Origin of the sequence: Pseudomonas sp. C32 (assembly GCF_030417915.1) — a bacterium.
In the GTDB taxonomy this organism is placed as follows: domain Bacteria; phylum Pseudomonadota; class Gammaproteobacteria; order Pseudomonadales; family Pseudomonadaceae; genus Aquipseudomonas.
The window spans coordinates 48,244-68,350 of the sequence record NZ_JAUHUK010000013.1; the positions used below are offsets into that span (position 1 = coordinate 48,244).

At 60.2% G+C, this 20,107-nt stretch carries 18 protein-coding genes; 14 read left to right on the forward strand and 4 right to left on the reverse strand.

The genetic code is table 11. From position 1 onward, the window contains the following. Positions 1-21 precede the first annotated feature (21 nt). Complete coding sequence (locus QYH43_RS16200; protein WP_301157418.1) at positions 22-2,406, reverse strand: hybrid sensor histidine kinase/response regulator; 2,385 nt, start codon at positions 2,404-2,406, stop codon at positions 22-24. Positions 2,407-2,780: 374 nt separating this feature from the next. Here QYH43_RS16200 and QYH43_RS16205 point away from each other — a divergent pair, with 374 nt between their 5' ends. From QYH43_RS16205 to QYH43_RS16220, 4 genes are all read left to right on the forward strand, one after another. Beyond that, positions 2,781-3,578 (forward strand): hydroxymethylpyrimidine/phosphomethylpyrimidine kinase, encoded by a 798-nt coding sequence (locus tag QYH43_RS16205; RefSeq protein WP_057713171.1) that lies wholly within the window; start codon positions 2,781-2,783, stop codon positions 3,576-3,578. A gap of 30 nt (positions 3,579-3,608) precedes the next feature. After that, entirely contained in the window at positions 3,609-4,232 is a 624-nt protein-coding gene (gene thiE / locus QYH43_RS16210) for a thiamine phosphate synthase (RefSeq protein WP_301157420.1), read from the forward strand. A 28-nt stretch (positions 4,233-4,260) separates the two neighbouring features. Then, positions 4,261-5,544 (forward strand): glutamate-1-semialdehyde 2,1-aminomutase, encoded by a 1,284-nt coding sequence (hemL, locus tag QYH43_RS16215; RefSeq protein WP_301157422.1) that lies wholly within the window; start codon positions 4,261-4,263, stop codon positions 5,542-5,544. Between the two features lie 224 nt (positions 5,545-5,768). After that, positions 5,769-6,323, forward strand: coding sequence for a tetratricopeptide repeat protein (locus QYH43_RS16220; RefSeq protein ID WP_095057238.1), 555 nt, complete (start codon positions 5,769-5,771; stop codon positions 6,321-6,323). 207 nt (positions 6,324-6,530) lie between these two features. Here QYH43_RS16220 and QYH43_RS16225 read toward each other — a convergent pair whose 3' ends face one another. Further along, complete coding sequence (locus QYH43_RS16225; RefSeq protein WP_008052403.1) at positions 6,531-6,860, reverse strand: DUF1820 family protein; 330 nt, start codon at positions 6,858-6,860, stop codon at positions 6,531-6,533. Between the two features lie 136 nt (positions 6,861-6,996). Between QYH43_RS16225 and miaB the strand changes: the two genes are divergently transcribed. From miaB to lnt, 5 genes are all read left to right on the forward strand, one after another. Continuing rightward, a complete protein-coding gene (miaB, locus tag QYH43_RS16230; RefSeq protein ID WP_095057239.1) occupies positions 6,997-8,325 on the forward strand; it encodes a tRNA (N6-isopentenyl adenosine(37)-C2)-methylthiotransferase MiaB in 1,329 nt (442 codons plus the stop codon). A 189-nt stretch (positions 8,326-8,514) separates the two neighbouring features. Then, on the forward strand, positions 8,515-9,522 hold the full coding sequence (locus QYH43_RS16235) for a PhoH family protein (protein WP_095057240.1): 1,008 nt from the start codon (positions 8,515-8,517) through the stop codon (positions 9,520-9,522). Continuing rightward, positions 9,515-10,009 (forward strand): rRNA maturation RNase YbeY, encoded by a 495-nt coding sequence (ybeY, locus tag QYH43_RS16240; RefSeq protein WP_301157424.1) that lies wholly within the window; start codon positions 9,515-9,517, stop codon positions 10,007-10,009. The genes QYH43_RS16235 and ybeY overlap by 8 nt, the downstream gene beginning before the upstream one ends. A gap of 5 nt (positions 10,010-10,014) precedes the next feature. Continuing rightward, positions 10,015-10,854, forward strand: coding sequence for an HlyC/CorC family transporter (locus QYH43_RS16245; RefSeq protein ID WP_027924283.1), 840 nt, complete (start codon positions 10,015-10,017; stop codon positions 10,852-10,854). 8 nt (positions 10,855-10,862) lie between these two features. Next, positions 10,863-12,386 carry an apolipoprotein N-acyltransferase gene (gene lnt / locus QYH43_RS16250; RefSeq protein WP_301157426.1) on the forward strand — a complete coding sequence of 508 codons (1,524 nt, stop codon included), beginning with the start codon at positions 10,863-10,865 and terminating at the stop codon, positions 12,384-12,386. Positions 12,387-12,526: 140 nt separating this feature from the next. On the opposite strand, the gene QYH43_RS16255 is transcribed toward lnt, so the two are convergent. Together QYH43_RS16255 and QYH43_RS16260 are read right to left on the reverse strand one after the other, a co-directional pair. Then, entirely contained in the window at positions 12,527-13,288 is a 762-nt protein-coding gene (locus QYH43_RS16255; RefSeq protein ID WP_301157427.1) for a YdcF family protein, read from the reverse strand. 103 nt (positions 13,289-13,391) lie between these two features. Continuing rightward, positions 13,392-13,712 (reverse strand): hypothetical protein, encoded by a 321-nt coding sequence (locus tag QYH43_RS16260; protein WP_301157428.1) that lies wholly within the window; start codon positions 13,710-13,712, stop codon positions 13,392-13,394. A gap of 281 nt (positions 13,713-13,993) precedes the next feature. Here QYH43_RS16260 and leuS point away from each other — a divergent pair, with 281 nt between their 5' ends. The 5 genes from leuS to QYH43_RS16285 all read left to right on the forward strand — a co-directional run bounded on the left by leuS (position 13,994) and on the right by QYH43_RS16285 (position 20,105). After that, positions 13,994-16,600 (forward strand): leucine--tRNA ligase, encoded by a 2,607-nt coding sequence (leuS, locus tag QYH43_RS16265; protein ID WP_301157429.1) that lies wholly within the window; start codon positions 13,994-13,996, stop codon positions 16,598-16,600. 87 nt (positions 16,601-16,687) lie between these two features. Continuing rightward, positions 16,688-17,293, forward strand: a complete 606-nt coding sequence (gene lptE / locus QYH43_RS16270; protein WP_095057246.1) for an LPS assembly lipoprotein LptE — start codon at positions 16,688-16,690, stop codon at positions 17,291-17,293. Positions 17,294-17,332: 39 nt separating this feature from the next. Then, a complete protein-coding gene (gene holA / locus QYH43_RS16275) occupies positions 17,333-18,370 on the forward strand; it encodes a DNA polymerase III subunit delta (RefSeq protein WP_095057247.1) in 1,038 nt (345 codons plus the stop codon). A gap of 186 nt (positions 18,371-18,556) precedes the next feature. Further along, on the forward strand, positions 18,557-18,721 hold the full coding sequence (gene arfA, locus QYH43_RS16280; protein ID WP_095057248.1) for an alternative ribosome rescue factor ArfA: 165 nt from the start codon (positions 18,557-18,559) through the stop codon (positions 18,719-18,721). A 61-nt stretch (positions 18,722-18,782) separates the two neighbouring features. Beyond that, the gene (locus QYH43_RS16285; protein WP_301157430.1) at positions 18,783-20,105 is read left to right on the forward strand and encodes a lytic murein transglycosylase; all 1,323 of its coding nucleotides are present in this window, start codon (positions 18,783-18,785) and stop codon (positions 20,103-20,105) included. Positions 20,106-20,107 lie beyond the last annotated feature (2 nt).

The following is a 20,107-nucleotide window of genomic DNA, read 5'->3' on the forward strand; positions in this document are numbered from 1 at the left end:
CGAAAAAAGTGTCATATCCGCCTAACTGTCGGCACTTTCACCCTGTTGAATACAGAGGACCCGGCGATAGAGCGCTGCCTGCAAGTCTTCGAATTTCACCGGTTTGCTCAGGTAATCGATCAAAGCACCGGTCGGGCAACGTTCCCGGTCCATGCCGAGGGCGATCATGAACAGCGGCACTTCGGCATAACCCGACATGTCGCGAATCTGGCAGCAGAGTGACACCTCTTCCTGCGAGCGCTGCAGGTAATCGATCAACACCGCATCGAAACGTTCCTGCTGCAAATGTTCGAGCGCCATGGCGTCGCTGTCAGCCGTTCGCACACGAAAACCAAGCTTGAGCAACATGCCGCGCATCACCAGTTGAGTGATGCTGTTGTCGTCCACCAGCAGCACGGTGCAATCCTGGGGCAGGCGCAACGGTGGCAAATCCCGAGGCATCAAAGGCATCGCCGGCCGTTGCGCCATCGGCAGTTCAACTACAATATCGAGCTGGAAACGGCTGCCGTGACCGGGCTCGGAGCGGTGAGTCAGGCGCCCGCCGAGCAATTCCACCAGTTGTCGGCAGATCGCCAGGCCAACCCCCAGGCCACCGTATTCACGGGTCATCGAGCCGTCGAGCTGGAAGAACCGTTGGTACATCGTCGCCTCTCCCAGATCGGTGAAGCCGATGCCCGTATCAATCACGGCAAAGCTCAGCGCCAGACGATCGAACTCGGCCGCCTTGCCGGTCACCCGCAACGCCAGGCCACCGACACGGGTGAACTTGATGGCGTTGTCCAACAGGCATTCCAGGCATTGCGCAATCTTGACGCTGTCCCCCTGCATACGATCCGGCAAACCCGTCGCAACGTCGACCTTGAAGTCCAGAGACTTGGCCGACGCATTGCCTTCGAACTGCACACGCAACGCTTCGACCATTGCGCGCAAACTGAAGGTACTCGCCGAGGCCTTGAGCTTGCCGGCCTGCAATTCGGTCAGGGTGAGGATGCCGTTGACCATGCGCATCATGTCCCGCGCCGAGCCTGCGGCCGTTTGCTGATACTGCTCCAGCTCCGGGTCCATCTCGACGGTTTGCATCAGTTCCAGCGAACCGATCACGCCGTTCATCGGCGTACGCAATTCATGGGTCAGGGTGGCGAGGAATTCGTCCTTGAGCTTGTTACTGTGCGCCAGTTGCTGGTTCAGCACTTCGAGTTTTTGACTGGCATCGAACAGGGTTTGCGCCTGTTGCTCGCGCATGGCGTTGATTCGGTCAGCCAGCGCCAGCGACAGCAACGCCACTTCGATCGCCGAACCGATCTGGCTGGAATACATGGTCAGGAACACATTCGGCAGGTAACCCAGCACCATCAGCGTGTTAACGATGCCGCCCAGCAGAAACGCCGACCAGGCAATGATGAAGTACCGCGCCACCCGCAAGCCGCGCAGCCAGGCAAATATCCCGGCGGCAAAAATCACCACGGTGAAGGTCAGCGCCAGCGCCGTCGCCAGACGCAAGGCCAAGGCGTAACTGGTCATCAATGACAGCCCGACCACCAATGCACTGAAAGCCACCAACGCCAACAGCGAACGGTCGAACCAGCGGCTGTGCGTGGCCATCTGCAAAAAGCTGCGGGCAAACTGACTGCCGAACAGCCCTGCGCAGCCAATGAAAAATGGTGTCGCGGCGTTGGCCCACCAAGGATTGTCTGGCCAGAAATATTGCACCGCAGCCCCGTTCACCGACAGCTGATACAAGCCGAACGAAGCGATGTAGAAAATGTAATAAAGGTAACTGGTGTCGCGAACGCTGAGGTAGATGAACAGGTTGTAGACCAGCATCCCCAGCAACACGCCGTAAATCAGCCCCAGCACGTACAGCCGAACAGGTTGCTCTTCGAGGTAGGTCGTGCTCGACCACAACGTCACCGGCGCCTGGATCGAACCTTCACTCTGCAAGCGCAGGTAAAGGGTTTGCGCCTGTTCAGGCTTGAACGTCAGATCGAACAGATAGTTGTTCTGGCGAATTTCGCGGCTGGCGAACGGCAAGGCGTCGCCGGTCTGCCGGGCCAATTGGTAGTTGCCGTCGGCATCAGGCAAATAGAGATCAAGGTGATCGAGGGGCGGATAGGCCAGTTCCAGCAGCCAGGTGCGCTGTGCCGTCGGGTTGGACGGACGGTAATGCAGGTCGATTTTCAGCCAGAACACCGAACGTGAATACCCGGCATTGAGCGTGTCTTTATTGTGCGGTTTGAAGTTGCCCGCCGCCGCTTGCGCGCGAATATCCGCGATGGACGCCTGACCTGCCGCGTCTTCAAACACTTGCAGGGTTCGGCCCAAGGGAAGGCTCTGGGTGAACTCGTCGAACTCGACGGCGTTTGCCAAAAGGGGCAAACAAAAAAGCAACATCAGCAAATAGCGCATTTAAGCCCCAGCGTGGCCTGTCCGGTCCTGTCAGGAAGCCCCCCCATTCCTTTTGAGCAGACGTAAAACCGGTATCACCTGTTATTGGTTTGGATCCACTCTAGCATAGCCGTTGGTGGCCTTTAAACACCATTGAAATATTTAAAGAAAAGGCTCTAGAACGGGCTTTACAGCAGTGCCAGCAGTGACACGACGACCTCTGTGGCGAGGGAGCTTGCTCTCGCTCGGCGGCGAAGCAGTCGTAAAGGCCGGTTACGCGGTATGGCTTTAAAAAGAACAGGGGCCACTTCCCTGCCCAACGGGAGCAAGCTCCCTCGCCACAATGGGATGTCGCTGCACCCGAAAAAGAATGTTTGGTGGTAAGCTCGCGCACCATGAATATCTACAGCTCTCGCCCCGTTGTCCTCTGTCTCTCCGGCCACGACCCAAGTGGTGGCGCCGGCTTGCAGGCAGATATCGAAGCCCTGCTCGCTCAGGGTTGCCATGCGGCTCCGGCCGTCACCGCCCTGACCGTGCAAGACACCGTCAATGTCACTGACTTCCGCGTCCTCGACCGTGAGTGGGTACTGGCCCAGGCCAATGCCGTACTCAACGACTCCGAAGTCGCCGCCGTCAAACTGGGCATGCTCGGTTCGCTGGAGATGGTCGACACTGTCGTCGAACTGCTTTCAGCGCACCCGCATCTGCCGGTGGTCTGCGACCCGGTGCTGCGCGCCGGTGGCGGCGGGCGCCTGGGCAAGGACGAAGTCGGCTACGCCATGCGCGAACGCCTGCTGCCCCTGTCGATCATTGCGACGCCTAACCTTCCTGAAGCCCGCATCCTCGCCGAGCTGCCCGAAGGCACCGCGGACGAGTGCGCTGAAAAACTCCTGCCGTTCGTCAAACACCTGCTGATCACCGGCGGTCATGGCGATGAAACCGAAATCCACAATCGCCTGTACAGCCGCGATGGCCTGCGCGAAACCTTTACCTGCCAGCGTCTGCCCGGCAGCTATCACGGTTCCGGTTGCACCCTGGCCAGCGCACTGGCCGGTCGTCTGGCGCAAGGCGAAAACCTCGCCAGTGCCGTACAGACCGCGCTTAACTACACGTGGCGCACCCTGCGTGACGCCGAGCAGTTGGGCAAAGGCCAGTTCGTGCCGCGTCGCTTGCCACTGGATTTCTGTTCGTAACTTCTATTTGTATGCGGTGAGGCTTGTCCGATGAAACTACGTGGCCTGTACGCCATTACCGACAGCCATCTGCTGGACGGTAAGTTGCTCAAGTACGTGGAGGCGGCGCTGGAAGGCGGCGTCACCTTGCTGCAATACCGCGACAAGAGCAGCGACGAGGCCCGCCGTCTGCGTGAGGCCGAAGCCTTGCGCGGGCTGTGCGAACGCTACAAGACGCAGTTGATCATCAACGACGACGCCGAGTTGGCGGCGCGCCTGAACGTGGGCGTGCACCTGGGCCAGACCGATGGCCCGCTGACCCCGGCCCGGGCATTACTCGGTTCCAGGGCCATCATCGGCTCGACCTGCCACGCGCAACTTGAACTGGCCGAACAAGCTGCCAAGGAAGGCGCCAGCTATGTCGCCTTCGGCCGCTTCTTCAATTCGAACACCAAGCCCGGTGCACCGACCTGCAGCCTCGACCTGCTCGACCAGGCCCGCAAGCAGCTGCACCTGCCGATCTGCGCGATCGGCGGCATCACCCTGGATAACGCCGCCCCACTGGTGGCCCATGGCGTCGATCTGCTGGCGGTGGTGCATGGCCTGTTCGGCGCCGAGAGCACGGCTGAAGTGACCCGCCGCGCCCGCGCCTTCAACGAATTGTTTTCTATTTAAGCTTTAAATCTGATTTGAGAGCCCGATCATGTCTCGTTCCGAAACCCTGTTTGCCAATGCCCAGAAACACATTCCCGGTGGCGTGAACTCGCCGGTTCGCGCGTTCAAGAGCGTCGGCGGCACGCCGCTGTTCTTCAAGCACGCCGAAGGCGCCTACGTCACCGACGAAGACGACAAGCGCTATGTGGATTACGTCGGTTCATGGGGCCCGATGATCCTCGGCCACAGCCATCCGGACGTGCTGGACGCGGTGCGCAAACAACTGGAACACGGCCTGTCCTACGGCGCCCCGACCGAGATGGAAACCCAGATGGCCGATCTGGTTTGCTCCCTCGTGCCGTCGATGGAAATGGTGCGCATGGTCAGCTCCGGCACCGAAGCGACCATGAGTGCCATTCGCCTGGCCCGTGGTTTCACCGGTCGCGACAGCATCATCAAGTTTGAAGGCTGCTATCACGGTCACTCCGACAGCTTGCTGGTCAAGGCCGGTTCCGGCGCCCTGACCCAAGGCGTGCCGAGCTCTGCCGGTGTGCCGGCGGCGTTTGCCAAACACACCCTGACCCTGCCGTTCAACGACATCGATGCCGTTGAAGCCATGCTCGCCGAAGTGGGCCAGGAAGTAGCCTGCATCATTGTCGAGCCCGTGGCCGGCAACATGAACTGCGTACCACCTGCACCGGGCTTTCTCGAAGGCCTGCGGACCCTGTGCGACAAGCACGGTGTGGTATTGATTTTCGACGAAGTGATGACCGGTTTCCGTGTTGCCCTCGGCGGTGCTCAGGCTCACTACGGCGTAACGCCGGACCTGACCACCTTCGGCAAGATCATCGGTGGCGGCATGCCGGTCGGCTGCTTCGGTGGCAAGCGCGAAATCATGCAGCGTATCGCCCCGCTGGGCCCGGTCTACCAGGCCGGTACGTTGTCGGGTAACCCGCTGGCGATGGCCGCGGGCCTCACCACCCTGCGTCTGATCAGCCGCCCGGGCTTCCACGCCGAGCTGACCGACTACACCACCCGTCTGCTCGACGGCCTGCAACAGCGTGCCGATGCGGCCGGCATTCCGTTCGTGACGACCCAGGCCGGCGGCATGTTCGGTCTGTATTTCAGCGGCGCTGACGATATCGTCACCTTCGAAGACGTGATGTCCAGCGACGCCGCTCTGTTCGGGCGCTTCTTCCACCTGATGCTGGAAGGTGGCGTGTACCTGGCACCGAGCGCATTCGAAGCCGGTTTCACCTCGATCGCCCATGGCGAAGCCGAATTGAAACTGACCCTGGATGCCGCCGAACGCGCGTTTGCTGCACTGAAGTAAGGCTGAATCACTGACGCTGGTCATTACCAGCGTCAGCTTTCACCGACATTCCTGCACTTTGTCCTGCTCATCTGCTAATAATCTGCCGCAAAGCGGGTGAAATAATTCCCGCGTAGCAGAAAAACGAGTAAAGACTTTGTAAGGTTGGTCCTGCTTATTTCATAATGCGCGCTTATTGGATCCCTCGATGGGTCCGCGCGCCCTTCAGAGGTAAGTCGATTCCCATGAACCGCACCGGCCGCGCCCTTTCACTGGGCTGCCTGTTGCTCCTTCAGCCCCTGCTCGCGCTCGCACAAGCAGGCGGCAACTCGTTGTTAATCCCAGCGATGGGTCGCTGCACCCTCAATACTCAGCCGCAAGACCTGGCACAGGCCCTCGCCGCCTGCCAGAAAGCGTCGGAAGATGGGGATGCCCAAGCGCAATACGAGTTGGGTGAGTTCTACTACGATGGCAAAAACACGCCACGCGACCTCGATCAAGCCCTGAGCTATTTCGAAAAAGCCTCGCTGCAAGGCCATGCCCAGGCGCAATTCAAACTCGGCAGCATGTTCTTCCATGGCGAAGGCGTACCGGCCAATAACATCCAGGCGTACATCCTGCTGAAAATGGCGGCCGTCAATGGCGCCGAAGAAGCATTGGATACTGCCGACGAAGTCACTGAAAAGATGCCCCGCGAAGAACTCGAAGTCGCCACCCAGGTGCTCGGGCAAATATTCCGTAAATATTTGATGGAATTGCAGAGCGCTGACGGGCGCTCGCCGTTTTCGCCACTGCCCTGAGCACTGCTGACTGCGAGGTGGCTTGTTGTGGCGAGGGAGCTTGCTCCCGCTCGGCTGCGAAGCAGTCGTAAATTCAGCAATGCGGTTTATCTGAAAAAAGCGGTGACAGGTTTCAGGGCCGCTATGCAGCCCAACGGGAGCAAGCTCCCTCGCCACAACAAGCGCCTTCAGCCATCAGCCATCAGCCATCAGCCATCAGGCAATGGCTTACTTCTCAGGCATCGGCATCGGAAACGGCATCACGTTGCCGACCGCACCGCGCGCTTCGCTGATTTTCGGTGTGCCCATGCGCTCGACTTCGTCGATGCGCACGATCGAATGCATCGGCACAAAACTGCGCACCACGCCTTCGAACTGAGCCTTGAGCTTTTCTTCGCTCGGGTCGACGACCACTTGCGTGCGCTCGCCAAAGACGAACTCTTCCACTTCCAGAAAGCCCCACAGATCACTTTGATAGATCTGCTTGGCGTACATTTCGAACACCTGGCCCTGGTTGAGGAAAATCACCTTGTAGATTGGGGCTTCACGTTTGGTCATGGGCGGCGGGCAACACATCGGGGGATAAAAATGAGGGCGCGAACTATAGCATAGCCATTGGACGCGCAGCGGTAGGAACCTGGGGACATGTTCCCTATAATGCGCGGTTCTTTGAATCACGTGATGACTCTATTCCATGGCCAAGAAGCTTTACATCGAAACCCACGGTTGCCAGATGAACGAGTACGACAGCTCGCGCATGGTCGATCTGCTGGGCGAACATCAGGCCCTGGAAGTCACCGCCCGCGCTGAAGACGCCGACGTGATCCTGCTCAACACCTGCTCGATCCGCGAGCGCGCACAAGATCGCGTGTATTCCCAGCTCGGTCGCTGGCGTGAGCTGAAACTGGCCAACCCGGACATGGTGATCGCCGTCGGCGGTTGCGTGGCCAGTCAGGAAGGCGCCGCCATCCGCGATCGCGCCCCCTATGTGGACGTGGTTTTCGGCCCGCAGACCCTGCATCGGTTGCCGGAAATGATCGACGCCGCGCGCATCACCAAGCTGCCGCAAGTGGACGTCTCGTTCCCGGAAATCGAAAAATTCGACCATTTGCCCGAGCCACGTATCGACGGTCCGAGTGCGTACGTGTCGGTGATGGAAGGCTGCAGCAAGTACTGCACCTTCTGTGTAGTGCCCTACACCCGTGGCGAAGAAGTCAGCCGGCCGTTCGACGACGTACTTGCCGAGATCATTCACCTGGCCGAAAACGGCGTGCGCGAAGTGACGCTGCTGGGGCAAAACGTCAACGGCTATCGCGGGACCACTCATGACGGGCGCCTGGCCGACCTGGCCGAGCTGATCCGCGTGGTTGCCGCCGTCGATGGCATCGACCGCATCCGCTACACCACTTCGCACCCGCTGGAATTCTCCGACAGCCTGATCCAGGCCCACGCGGACGTGCCGGAACTGGTCAAACACCTGCATTTGCCGGTGCAATCGGGCTCGGACCGCATCCTCGCCGCGATGAAACGTAACCACACGGCGCTGGAGTACAAATCCAAACTGCGCAAGCTGCGGGCTGCCGTGCCGGGCATCTGCATCAGTTCGGACTTCATCGTCGGCTTCCCGGGCGAGACCGAGAAAGATTTCGAACAAACCATGAAGCTGATTCAGGACGTCGGTTTCGACTTTTCCTACTCGTTCGTCTACAGCCAGCGTCCGGGCACACCCGCTGCTGACCTCGCCGACGAGACGCCGGAAGAGCTGAAAAAAGAACGCCTCAACGCACTGCAACATCGCTTGAACCAGCAAGGTTTCGAGATCAGCCGACAAATGGTGGGCTCGATCCAGCGTATTTTGGTCACCGACTATTCGAAAAAGGACCCCGGCGAGTTGCAAGGCCGGACCGAGAATAACCGTATCGTCAACTTCCGCTGCGATAATCCAACCTTGATCGGCCAGTTCGCCGATGTGCATATCGATGCCGCGCAGCCGCACTCGTTGCGGGGCTCTTTGATCCAGTAACCCTGTAGGAGCCGGCTTGCTGGCGATGAACGATAACCCGGTGTATCTGATACACCGCGGGGCCCCCATCGCCAGCAAGCCGGCTCCTACAGTGCAGTGTGCGATGCTTAATTATTTAAGCTTTCGCACCCAGCCCACTGGCGCTATCCTTCATTCATCACTATTGCCCCAGGGCGGCTAAATACGACCTTGAACGCACCCATCGAACCACATCGTTTCATCCTCGAGCCCTTTGAAGCTCGCCGCTTCGCCAATCTGTGCGGGCAATTCGACGAGCACCTGCGCTTGATCGAACAGCGCCTGACCATCGAGATCCGCAACCGCGGAAACCAATTCGAACTGATCGGCGAGCCCAAACACACCACCTCCGCGGAAAACCTCCTGCGCCGCCTGTATCGGGAAACCAAGGGTACCGAGCTGTCGCCGGACATGGTTCACCTGTTCCTGCAGGAATCTGCCGTCGAAGCGCTGGACAACCACTCGCCCGCCGAAGCCTCCGTTGCCCTGCGCACCAAAAAAGGCATGATTCGCCCCCGCGGCTTGAATCAAGTGCGGTACGTGAAGGAAATCCTCGGTAACGATATCAATTTCGGCATCGGCCCGGCCGGTACCGGCAAGACCTACCTGGCGGTTGCCTGCGCGGTGGATGCGCTGGAACGCGAGCAGATTCGCCGCATCCTGCTGGTGCGTCCGGCGGTCGAAGCGGGTGAAAAACTCGGCTTCCTGCCCGGCGACCTGTCGCAAAAAATCGACCCGTACCTGCGCCCGCTCTATGACGCGCTTTACGAAATGCTGGGCTTCGAATACGTCGCCAAGCTGATCGAACGCCAGGTCATCGAAGTCGCGCCGCTGGCCTACATGCGTGGCCGTACATTGAACAACAGCTTCATTATTCTCGACGAAAGCCAGAACACCACGGTCGAACAAATGAAGATGTTCCTGACCCGGATCGGTTTCGGCTCTACCGCGGTCATCACCGGCGACATCACCCAGGTCGACCTGCCACGCGGCACCAAGTCCGGCCTGCACCATGTGATCGAAGTGCTCAAGGATGTACCGGGTATCACCTTTACCCACTTCCAGCCCAAGGACGTCGTGCGCCATCCGCTGGTACAGCGCATTGTCGAAGCCTATGAGCGCTTCGAAACCAAAGCGGCCGATGATGCAGCCGCCAAGGATAGCCGCCGCGATGCTTGAGCTTGACCTGCAAATCGCCACCGAAGCGTCCGCCCCCAGCGAGGCTGAGTTCCGTCAATGGTGCGAACTGGCCCTGCGCCAGCGCACCGCCGACTCGGAAATGACCATTCGTCTGGTCGACGAGGCCGAAGGTCGCGAGCTGAACCACACCTGGCGGCAAAAAGACTACGCCACTAACGTCTTGTCGTTCCCGGCCGATGTGCCAGACGAGTTTCTCGACATCCCGCTGCTGGGCGACCTGGTGATCTGCGTCGCCGTGGTTGAACGCGAAGCGGCCGAGCAAGGCAAGGCACTCAACGCCCATTGGGCCCATCTGGTGATTCACGGCTGCTTGCATCTGCTTGGTTACGACCATATAGAGGATGAGGAAGCCGAAGAAATGGAAGCACTGGAACGAACGTTGCTTGCAGAACTGGGCTTTCCCGATCCGTACGCGGACGACGAAACCGACGCATTCCCTACCGAAACAACAAAGGATTCAGAGTAATCGCTATGAGCGAAGATCGATCGAGCAACGGGCAGAAGTCATGGTTGGGTAAGCTCACCCAGGCTTTTGCCCACGAGCCGAAAAACCGCCAGGAGCTGCTTGAGCTGCTGCGCGATGCACACCAGAACAAGTTGCTGGACAGCGAAGCGCTGGCCATCGTCGAAGGCGCCATTCAGGTGGCTGACCTGCAAGTCCGGGACATCATGGTCCCGCGCTCGCAGATGGTCAGCATCAAGGCGACCCAGACACCTCGCGAGTTCCTGCCCGCCGTGGTCGACTCGGCCCACTCCCGCTACCCGGTCATCGGCGAAAGCCACGATGACGTGATGGGCGTGTTGCTGGCCAAGGACTTGCTGCCGTTGATCCTCAAGGAGAACGGCGACAGCTTCAACATCAAGGATCTGCTGCGCCCCGCCACGTTCGTGCCGGAGTCCAAGCGCCTGAACGTGTTGCTGCGTGAGTTCCGCGCCAACCACAACCACATGGCCATCGTCATCGACGAATACGGTGGCGTGGCTGGCCTGGTAACGATTGAAGACGTGCTGGAACAGATCGTCGGCGACATCGAAGATGAACACGACGTCGAAGAAGACAGCTACATCAAGCCGCTGCCCAGCGGTGACTTCCTGATCAAGGCCTTGACGCCGATCGAGAACTTCAACGAGTTCTTCGACAGCGAATTCTCCGACGACGAATTCGACACCGTCGGCGGCCTGGTGATGAGCGCGTTCGGGCACTTGCCCAAGCGCAACGAAATCACCGAGATCGGCCCCTACCGCTTCCGCATCCTGAACGCCGACAGTCGTCGGATTCACTTGCTTCGCCTGACGCCCATTGCTCGCTAAGGATTGAAATGCGCTGGACAACCCGCCCCGGCTGGCCCGGTAACCTGCTGGCCGTGGCGGCCGGTGCAATCACCACCCTGGCACTGGCGCCGTTCGATATCTGGCCGTTGGCACTGCTCGCCGTCGGCCTGTTCTATGCCGGCTTACGTGAACTGAGCCCGCGCCAGGCGCTGGGGCGTGGCTGGTGCTTCGGCTTCGGCCTGTTCGGTGCCGGTACCAGCTGGATCTACTACAGCATTCACCATTTCGGCGGCGCTTCGGTGCTGCTGGCCGGCTTCCTGATGCTGATTTTCACGGCGGCGATTGCCTGGTTTTTCGCCCTGCCCGCCTGGCTCTGGGCACGCTGGCTGCGCCGCAACGAGGCGCCGCTGGCCGACGCGCTGGCTTTCGCAGCGCTGTGGGTCGCCCAGGAAGCGTTCCGCGGCTGGTTCCTGACCGGTTTCCCATGGCTCTACTCTGGCTACAGCCAGCTCGACGGCCCGCTGTCCGGGCTCGCACCAGTTGGCGGAATGTGGCTGATTTCCTTCACCCTGGCCTTGACCGCCGCACTGATCTACAACGGCTTGCGCCTGGCTCGCACGGGACGCAAAGGCTTCATCGCCGTGGGAATCGTCTTGTTGGTCGGCCCATGGGTAGCCGGCATGGCGCTCAAGCATCACGCCTGGACCAGCCCTTCAGGCGCACCACTGAGTGTCGCGGCAATCCAGGGCAACATAGAACAGAGCATGAAATGGGACCCGGCGCAGCTCAATGCACAGCTCGCGCTGTACCGTGACATGAGCTTGAGCTCCAAGCGCGTCGACCTGCTGATCTGGCCGGAAACCGCGGTGCCGGTGCTCAAGGAATCTGCCCAGGGCTATCTGGACGTGATGGGTAAATTCGCTGCCGAGCGGAATTCGGCACTGATTACCGGCGTGCCGATCCGGCAGATCGTTCATCAAGAGAAGCGCTTCTACAATGGCATCACCGTGACCGGTGAAGGCGACGGCACTTACCTCAAACAGAAATTGGTGCCGTTTGGCGAATATGTGCCGCTGCAAGACGTTTTGCGCGGGCTGATCGCCTTCTTTGACCTGCCGATGTCGGACTTTGCCCGCGGTCCGGCCGACCAGCCGCTGCTGCAAGCCAAGGGCTATCAGATTGCGCCGTTCATCTGCTACGAAGTGGTCTACCCGGAATTCGCCGCCAGCCTCGCCGCTCGCAGCGACCTGCTGCTGACCATCAGCAATGACACCTGGTTCGGCACGTCCATCGGCCCGCTGCAACACTTGCAGATGGCGCAGATGCGCGCCCTTGAGGCGGGCCGCTGGATGATTCGCGCCACCAACAACGGCGTGACCGGCCTGATCAACCCGTTCGGCCAGATCACTGAGCAGATTCCGCAGTTCGAACGCGGCATCCTGTACGGCGAAGTGGTGCCGATGCACAACCTGACGCCTTATCTGCAATGGCGTTCATGGCCGTTGCTCATCGTCTGCATGCTGCTGTTTGGCTGGGCGTTGGTGGCGAGCCGGATGGCCAAGACTGTCTGAAACTGGCGAGCCCATGTGATCTGGGGAGCCTCTGTGGCGAGGGAGCTTGCTTCCGCTGGGGCGCGAAGCGGCCCTCTCCTTTCAAAAAGCATGGGACTGCTGCGCAGTCCAGCGGGAGCAAGCTCCCTCGCCACAATTAATCAGCGGTAGAACAACGAATACCCGACCTGCCCCACCGCCTCATTCATCAATTGCCCACTCTGCCAGATCGATTTCGACTCCGGCAGCCAGCCGCCCAGCGGTCGGGCGTTGTCTCCGCCTAAGAACCCCATCGGGGCGGCCACCACGTCGAATCCAGCCTTGCGGAAACTCCAGACGGCACGCGGCATGTGCGCAGCGTGAGTGACGATCACCACACGCTTGACGCCTTGCGGCAACAATAATTGCGCCGTGAATTGTGCGTTTTCCCAGGTGGTACGGCTCTTGCCCTCCTGCCAGCGCACCGTCACGCCAAAATCGTCGCGCAAGGACTCCGCCATCATCTGCGCTTCAGTCGGTGGTATGCCGTAATGCAACCCGCCACTGGCCAGCACCGGCAAGCCCGAAGCCTTGGCCAGCCGCGCCGCATAACGTTGACGTTCCAGGCCAATACCTGTTGGCTGATCAGCGCCCCAGGCCACGTCACCGTGTTCGCGGCCCGAGCCCAGCACCACGATGGCGTCGGCGCGCTGCCCCAGCGTGCTCCATTCCTCGCGGGCCAGCGGCGGCTCGCGCTCAAGAAGGTCGGCACTCCATTCCACCACCACCGGCAGGCTCATCAGCCAGAAACCACCCAGCCCCAGCGCAAAGCACGCACTGGCCAGCCTCGGCCTTGAGCGGCGTAACCACCAGCCAAGCAAAAGCAGCAGCATCAGAAGGCCGGGCGGCAAGAGAAGTTGTTTCACGAAATAACGAAAAGGCATCGAGCATCTCCTTGAGATGCCCGAAGCCTAAGTGGGTTAGCGCAATGCGACAATAAATACGGAAGGACTATGCTTCAAAAAGTGCTGGAGCATGGCTCTGTGTCTACTTGTACTGCAAAGACCGGACCTTTACCGCGTCTCTGCCAGGTACCTTGTCCTTGAGCCAGATGATTTTGGCCGAACGTGGTGCGTCGAGTTGCTTTACCGCTGCTGACAAGCATCCGTGTGTCTCACGTTCACTGCGATCCAGATACGCCTTGACCAAAGCAAACTCTGCGGGGCTCAGGCCACGCAGTTCCAGTTCAAGTGGGCGTTCGTCGCGCAGCCGACCTGCGGTTTTCGCCGCTTCCAGGGCCAGGCCCAGACGATCGATCAGTCTTTCGTACAGCTCCGGTTTCGTAGCTTTTTGCTGTGACTCAACCATCCCTCACCTCATTGGAAGATAAGACCTACTCCCCAGTTAGAGCTTAGCTTCCATGAACAAACCGGCTGAGCGCCGCGACCAACGGCCCTCGCGGCGGTTTTTGCGAGCCGCGCGACAGCAATCAGGGTTTCCCTCGGTAGAGCGCGGTCATGTATGCTACGGCGCTTCCTGTAACTCCACTTCCAGCTCGGCTGGGCATCGAAAACGCCAATAAGGCGTGTTCACCGTCCAACGTTGCATTGAAGAGGATTAGGCCACCCCTATTCAGTTCAAAAGTAGCCATGCACGAACAATATCAGCCCCGTGAAATCGAAGCCGCCGCCCAGTCATTCTGGGACGAGCAAAAGTCCTTTGAAGTCAGTGAACAGCCAGGCAAGGAGACCTACTACTGCCTGTCGATGTTCCCTTACCCCAGCGGCAAGCTACACATGGGGCACGTGCGCAACTACACCATCGGCGACGTGATCTCCCGCTACCAGCGCATGCAAGGCAAAAACGTTCTGCAACCGATGGGTTGGGACGCGTTCGGCATGCCGGCGGAAAACGCCGCGATGAAGAACAACGTAGCGCCCGCCAAGTGGACCTACGAAAACATCGCCTACATGAAGTCCCAGCTGCGCAGCCTGGGCCTGGCGGTGGACTGGTCGCGCGAAGTGACCACCTGCAAGCCTGATTACTATCGCTGGGAACAATGGCTGTTCACCCGCCTGTTCGAAAAAGGCGTGATCTACAAAAAAAGCGGCACCGTGAACTGGGACCCGGTCGACCAGACCGTTCTGGCCAACGAACAGGTGATCGACGGTCGCGGCTGGCGTTCCGGCGCGCTGATCGAAAAGCGCGAAATCCCGATGTACTACTTCAAGATCACCGCGTACGCGGATGAGCTGCTGGAGAGCCTCGACGAACTGACTGGCTGGCCTGAACAGGTCAAGACCATGCAGCGCAACTGGATCGGCAAGTCCCGCGGCATGGAAGTGCAGTTCCCGTACAACGTCGATTCCATCGGCGAAACCGGCGCGCTCAAAGTCTTCACCACCCGTCCGGACACCCTGATGGGCGCAACCTACGTTGCCGTGGCCGCCGAGCACCACCTGGCCACCCTGGCTGCGCAGAACAATCCTGAGCTGCAAGCGTTCATCGCTGAATGCAAGAGCGGCAGCGTGGCTGAAGCCGACGTCGCTACCCAGGAGAAAAAAGGCCTGCCGACCGGCCTGTTCGTCGAACACCCGCTGACCGGTGAAAAGTTGCCGGTGTGGGTCGCCAACTACGTATTGATCCACTACGGCGACGGCGCGGTCATGGCTGTACCGGCTCACGACGAGCGCGATTTCGAATTCGCCCACAAGTACAACCTGCCGGTCAAATCGGTGGTGCGCACCAGTTCCGGTGACACCAACCCGACGCCATGGCAAGACGCCTACGGCGAGCACGGCACGCTGATCAATTCCGGCGAGTTCGACGGCCTGGACTTCGCCGGCGCGTTCGACGCCATTGAAGTCGCGCTGATCAAGAAAGAACTGGGCGCCTCGCGCACCCAATTCCGTCTGCGCGACTGGGGCATCAGCCGCCAGCGCTACTGGGGCTGCCCGATCCCGATCATCCACTGCCAAACCTGCGGTGACGTACCGGTACCGGAAGATCAACTGCCTGTCGTGCTGCCGGAAGACGTCGTACCCGATGGCGCCGGTTCACCGCTGGCGCGCATGCCCGAGTTCTACGAGTGCAGCTGCCCGAAATGCGGCCAGCCTGCCAAGCGTGAAACCGACACCATGGACACTTTCGTCGAGTCCTCGTGGTACTACGCCCGCTACGCCTCCCCGCACTTCGAAGGCGGCCTGGTAGAAAAATCGGCGGCCGACCACTGGTTGCCGGTGGATCAGTACATCGGCGGTATCGAACACGCGATCCTGCACCTGCTCTACGCGCGCTTCTTCCACAAGCTGATGCGCGACGAAGGCCTGGTGAGCTCCAACGAGCCGTTCAAGAACCTGCTGACCCAAGGCATGGTGATCGCCGAGACTTATTATCGTCGCGAAGCCAACGGCGCCTTCACCTGGTTCAACCCGGCGGACGTCGAACTTGAGCGCGACAGCAAGGCCAAGGTCATCAGCGCCAAGCTGATCGCCGATGGCTTGCCGGTGGAAATCGGCGGCACCGAGAAGATGGCCAAGTCGAAGAACAACGGCGTCGACCCACAGTCGATGATCGATCAGTTCGGCGCAGACACCTGCCGTCTGTTCATGATGTTCGCCTCGCCGCCTGACATGAGCGCGGAATGGTCCGACTCCGGCGTAGAGGGTTCGCACCGTTTCCTCAAGCGCGTCTGGCGTCTGGCTCAAGCACACGTCACTCAGGGCCTGCCGGGCAAACTGGACGTTGCCGGCCTGAACGACGAGCAGAAAGCCGTTCGCCGCTCGATCCACCTGGCCATCAAGCAAGCCAGCCACGACGTCGGCCAGAACCACAAATTCAACACCGCCATCGCTCAGGTGATGACGCTGATGAACGTGCTGGAAAAAGCCGCGCAAGGCACCGATCAGGATCGAGCGCTGGTTCACGAAGGTCTGGAAGCCGTCACGCTGCTGCTGGCTCCGATCACCCCGCACATCAGCCATGAGCTGTGGCATCAGCTGGGTCACGCCGAGCCGGTGATCGACGCGAGCTGGCCGGTGGTGGACGAAACCGCTCTGGTGCAAGACAGCTTGCAGCTGGTGATCCAGGTCAACGGCAAACTGCGTGGTCACATCGAAATGCCGGCCAGCGCCAGCCGCGAAGAGGTCGAAGCGGCCGCTCGCGCCAACGAAAACGTACTGCGTTTTGTCGACGGCCTGACCATTCGTAAAGTGATCGTAGTGCCCGGGAAACTGGTCAATATCGTCGCCAGCTAATTGGAGCAGGCGCCAGGTACGCCTGGCGCCGAGTAAAACCTTTCGGGCCGCTCGATCGGCCCACATGGTTTCAAGGGGAGCAACAAGATGATCAAACGCAATTTGCTGGTGATGGGCCTCGCGGTCCTGTTGAGCGCCTGCGGTTTCCAGCTGCGCGGCACCGGCACCAACGAACTGGCAATCAAGGAACTCGACCTGAGCGCCCGTAACGCCTACGGCGAGACCGTGACGCAACTGCGTCAGGTGCTGACAAACAGCGGCGTCAAGGTCTACACCGGCGCCCCCTACAAACTGGTGTTGACCGATGAGCAGGAAAGCCAGCGCATCCTCAGCTACGCCGGGGCTGGCCGTACGGGCGAGTACCAGATCACCACGGTGTTGAAATACGACATCCGTGGCCAGGGCAACCTGCCGTTGATCAGCGACAAGCTTGAAGTGCAAAAAATCTTCCTCCACGACGGTAACAACCTGGCGGGCTCCGACCAGGAAGCCGTAACCGCCAAAACGGAAACCCGTCGTGAGCTGGTTCAGCGCATGATGTTGCGCCTGCAACAATTGACACCAGCCCAGCTGGACCAATTGGAGCAGACTGCCGAAGCCAAGGCCAAGGCAGAAGCCGCTGCACTGGAAGCGGCGCAAAAGGCTGAAGCGCAAACGCCGCGTCAGTCGCCCATCGAACTGCCGCAGCAGTAAGACTTACGGGGCGCTCAGGCGCCCCGTTCGCCCTCTATTATGAAACTCGCCCCCGCCCAACTCGCCAAACACCTGCAAGGTGCCCTCGCGCCGGTCTACATCATCAGCGGCGATGACCCGTTGCTGTGTCAGGAGGCCGCCGACGCCATTCGCTCGGCCGCTCGCCAACAAGGCTTTGATGAGCGCCAGGTGTTTGCCGCCGATGCCAGTTTCGACTGGGGTACGTTGCTGCAAGCCGGTGCCAGCATGTCGCTGTTCGCCGAAAAGCGTTTGCTGGAACTGCGTCTGCCTTCCGGCAAGCCCGGTGACAAAGGTGCAGCAGCACTTATCGAGTACTGCTCGCGACCGGCAGAAGACACCCTGTTGCTGATCAGCTTGCCGAAGCTCGATGGCAGCGCGCAGAAAACCAAGTGGGGCAAGGCACTGGTCGAAGGCCAGCAAACCCAGTTCGTGCAGATCTGGCCGGTGGATGTCAGCCAGCTACCGAGTTGGATCCGTCAGCGCCTGTCCCAGGCCGGGCTTTCTGCGAACCAGGATGCCGTTGAGCTGATTGCTGCGCGGGTAGAAGGCAACCTGCTGGCCGCTGCCCAGGAAATCGAGAAACTCAAGCTGATGGCCGAAGGTGGCCAGATCACCGTTGAAACCGTGCAGGCCGCCGTGGCCGACAGTGCGCGCTTCGACGTGTTTGGCCTGACCGATGCGATCCTAAATGGCGAAGCGGCCCATGCCTTGCGCATGCTTGAAGGGTTGCGCGGTGAGGGTGTCGAGCCACCGGTGATTCTCTGGGCCCTGGCCCGCGAACTGCGCCAGCTGGCCAACATTTCGCTGCAATACAGTCAGGGCACGCCGCTGGACAAAGCCTTCAGCCAGGCCAAGCCACCTGTCTGGGACAAGCGCAAACCACTGATGAGCAAAGCCCTGCAACGCTACTCGGCGCAACGCTGGGCGCAGTTGTTGCTGGAAGCGCAACGCATTGACGCACAGATCAAAGGTCAGGCCGCCGGTTCGCCATGGATGAGCTTGAGCCGTTTGACGTTGTTGATGGCTGGGCAAAAATTGGCGTTGCCTGCCGAGTAAGATCAAGGGATCGCGGCCTTCTGCAGCTCCTACAGATTGACACGCGATCCTGCGTAGGAGCTGCCGAAGGCTGCGATCTTTTGATCTTATTTCCTACAAAATCCACATCCATCGCCCCTATAGACAGAACCTCTGCTTCAGCCGATGATTTGCCCCGCAAAAACCACTCACTTGCGAGAAATCATCATGAGCAAAAAGCCATCAACGCATGGCCCCAACAAGGCCAAATCCATCGTCGCCCAGCCACTGTTCCGCAGCCGTCAGGAACGCGCCGGCAAGGGCAAAGGCAGCTACCGCCGCGAAGCCTTCCAGTCTAATAGCTGGGAGGCTTCTTACTTTCTGGCTGCTTAAAGCAGAACACCCCCTCTACATGTTAAGGTCTGTACCTGAATCGTTTTCCCTGGACCTGTGCATGCCCTTTTGTCTTCCCCATCGCTGGCACCTGCGCCAATTGATTGCTGCCTCCAGCCTTGTTTTGCTTGTCGCCTGCGCGGAAAAACCGACCGCCGCCGACGCTCAACCCCTCCAGACGTCGCCCGTTGCCACGGCCCCGGCGGTTGTTCCGCCAGTGGTTCCGACCGGTGAGAACATCGACATCCAGCCGACCCAGACCTTCGCCGAATGGCAGGCGGGTTTCCGCAAGGATGCCCTGGCCGCGGGTATCCGCGCTGATCTGTTTGATCGCGCTTTCGCCAATGTCAGCATCGACCCCAGTGTGATCCGTGCCGATCGCAGCCAACCGGAATTCGCAAAACCGGTGTGGGAATACCTCGACGGTGCCCTGTCGCCCTTGCGTGTGCGCAAAGGTCAGGCGCTGGTCAACCAATACGCCGACGTCCTGCAAAGCATCGAGCAGCGCTATGGCGTCGATCGCCAGGCACTGGTGGCGGTATGGGGCATGGAGAGCAACTTCGGCCAGTTCCAGGGCAACAAATCGGTGATCAACTCACTGGCAACCCTGGCCTATGAAGGCCGTCGCCCTGGCTTCGCCCATGCGCAATTGATCGCCGCCCTGCAAATCCTGCAGCAAGGCGACATCGAACCCGAGAAGATGCTGGGCTCCTGGGCCGGTGCGATGGGCCAGACCCAATTTATCCCGACCACCTACAACACCCACGCCGTGGATTTCGATGGCGATGGTCGCCGCGATATCTGGGGCAGTTCGGCTGATGCCTTGGCCTCGACCGCGCATTACCTGCAAAGCTCCGGCTGGCAGAGAGGCCAGCCATGGGGCTTTGAAGTCCAACTGCCGAACGGTTTCAACTACGTGCTGGCCGATGGCACGATTCGCAAGACTGTCGCCGAATGGCGCCAACTGGGCGTCATGATGCCCAATGGCGCTCAGGTCCCGGCCGGCACAGAGCAATTGTCCGCGGCCCTGTTGCTGCCGGCCGGCTATCGCGGCCCGGCCTTCCTGGTGCTCGACAACTTCCGTGCGATTCTCAAGTACAACAACTCGTCGTCCTATGCCCTGGGGGTGAGCCTGTTGTCCGAACGGTTCAATGGTGCAGGCTTGATCAGCGGTACATGGCCTAAAGATGACTTGCCACTGAGCCGCACCGAACGGATCGAGCTGCAAAACCTGTTGAGTGCCCAGAACTACGACGCGGGCACCGCCGACGGCATCATTGGCGCCAACACGCGCAAGGCCATCCGCAGCGCCCAGCAGTCGTTTGGCTGGCCAGCGGATGGATACCCGACGCACAAGTTGCTCGAAGGGTTACGCAACCGCTAAAA

Coding starts and splice junctions, on each gene's coding strand:
- lnt (WP_301157426.1), top strand. CDS start 10,863: ATGCGCTGGACAACCCGCCCCGGCTGGCCCGGTAACCTGCTGGCCGTG.
- QYH43_RS16285 (WP_301157430.1), top strand. CDS start 18,783: ATGCCCTTTTGTCTTCCCCATCGCTGGCACCTGCGCCAATTGATTGCT.
- QYH43_RS16220 (WP_095057238.1), top strand. CDS start 5,769: ATGAACCGCACCGGCCGCGCCCTTTCACTGGGCTGCCTGTTGCTCCTT.
- QYH43_RS16200 (WP_301157418.1), bottom strand. CDS start 2,406: ATGCGCTATTTGCTGATGTTGCTTTTTTGTTTGCCCCTTTTGGCAAAC.
- ybeY (WP_301157424.1), top strand. CDS start 9,515: ATGCTTGAGCTTGACCTGCAAATCGCCACCGAAGCGTCCGCCCCCAGC.
- lptE (WP_095057246.1), top strand. CDS start 16,688: ATGATCAAACGCAATTTGCTGGTGATGGGCCTCGCGGTCCTGTTGAGC.
- QYH43_RS16260 (WP_301157428.1), bottom strand. CDS start 13,712: ATGGTTGAGTCACAGCAAAAAGCTACGAAACCGGAGCTGTACGAAAGA.
- hemL (WP_301157422.1), top strand. CDS start 4,261: ATGTCTCGTTCCGAAACCCTGTTTGCCAATGCCCAGAAACACATTCCC.
- QYH43_RS16205 (WP_057713171.1), top strand. CDS start 2,781: ATGAATATCTACAGCTCTCGCCCCGTTGTCCTCTGTCTCTCCGGCCAC.
- leuS (WP_301157429.1), top strand. CDS start 13,994: ATGCACGAACAATATCAGCCCCGTGAAATCGAAGCCGCCGCCCAGTCA.
- QYH43_RS16245 (WP_027924283.1), top strand. CDS start 10,015: ATGAGCGAAGATCGATCGAGCAACGGGCAGAAGTCATGGTTGGGTAAG.
- thiE (WP_301157420.1), top strand. CDS start 3,609: ATGAAACTACGTGGCCTGTACGCCATTACCGACAGCCATCTGCTGGAC.
- QYH43_RS16255 (WP_301157427.1), bottom strand. CDS start 13,288: ATGCCTTTTCGTTATTTCGTGAAACAACTTCTCTTGCCGCCCGGCCTT.
- arfA (WP_095057248.1), top strand. CDS start 18,557: ATGAGCAAAAAGCCATCAACGCATGGCCCCAACAAGGCCAAATCCATC.
- holA (WP_095057247.1), top strand. CDS start 17,333: ATGAAACTCGCCCCCGCCCAACTCGCCAAACACCTGCAAGGTGCCCTC.
- miaB (WP_095057239.1), top strand. CDS start 6,997: ATGGCCAAGAAGCTTTACATCGAAACCCACGGTTGCCAGATGAACGAG.
- QYH43_RS16225 (WP_008052403.1), bottom strand. CDS start 6,860: ATGACCAAACGTGAAGCCCCAATCTACAAGGTGATTTTCCTCAACCAG.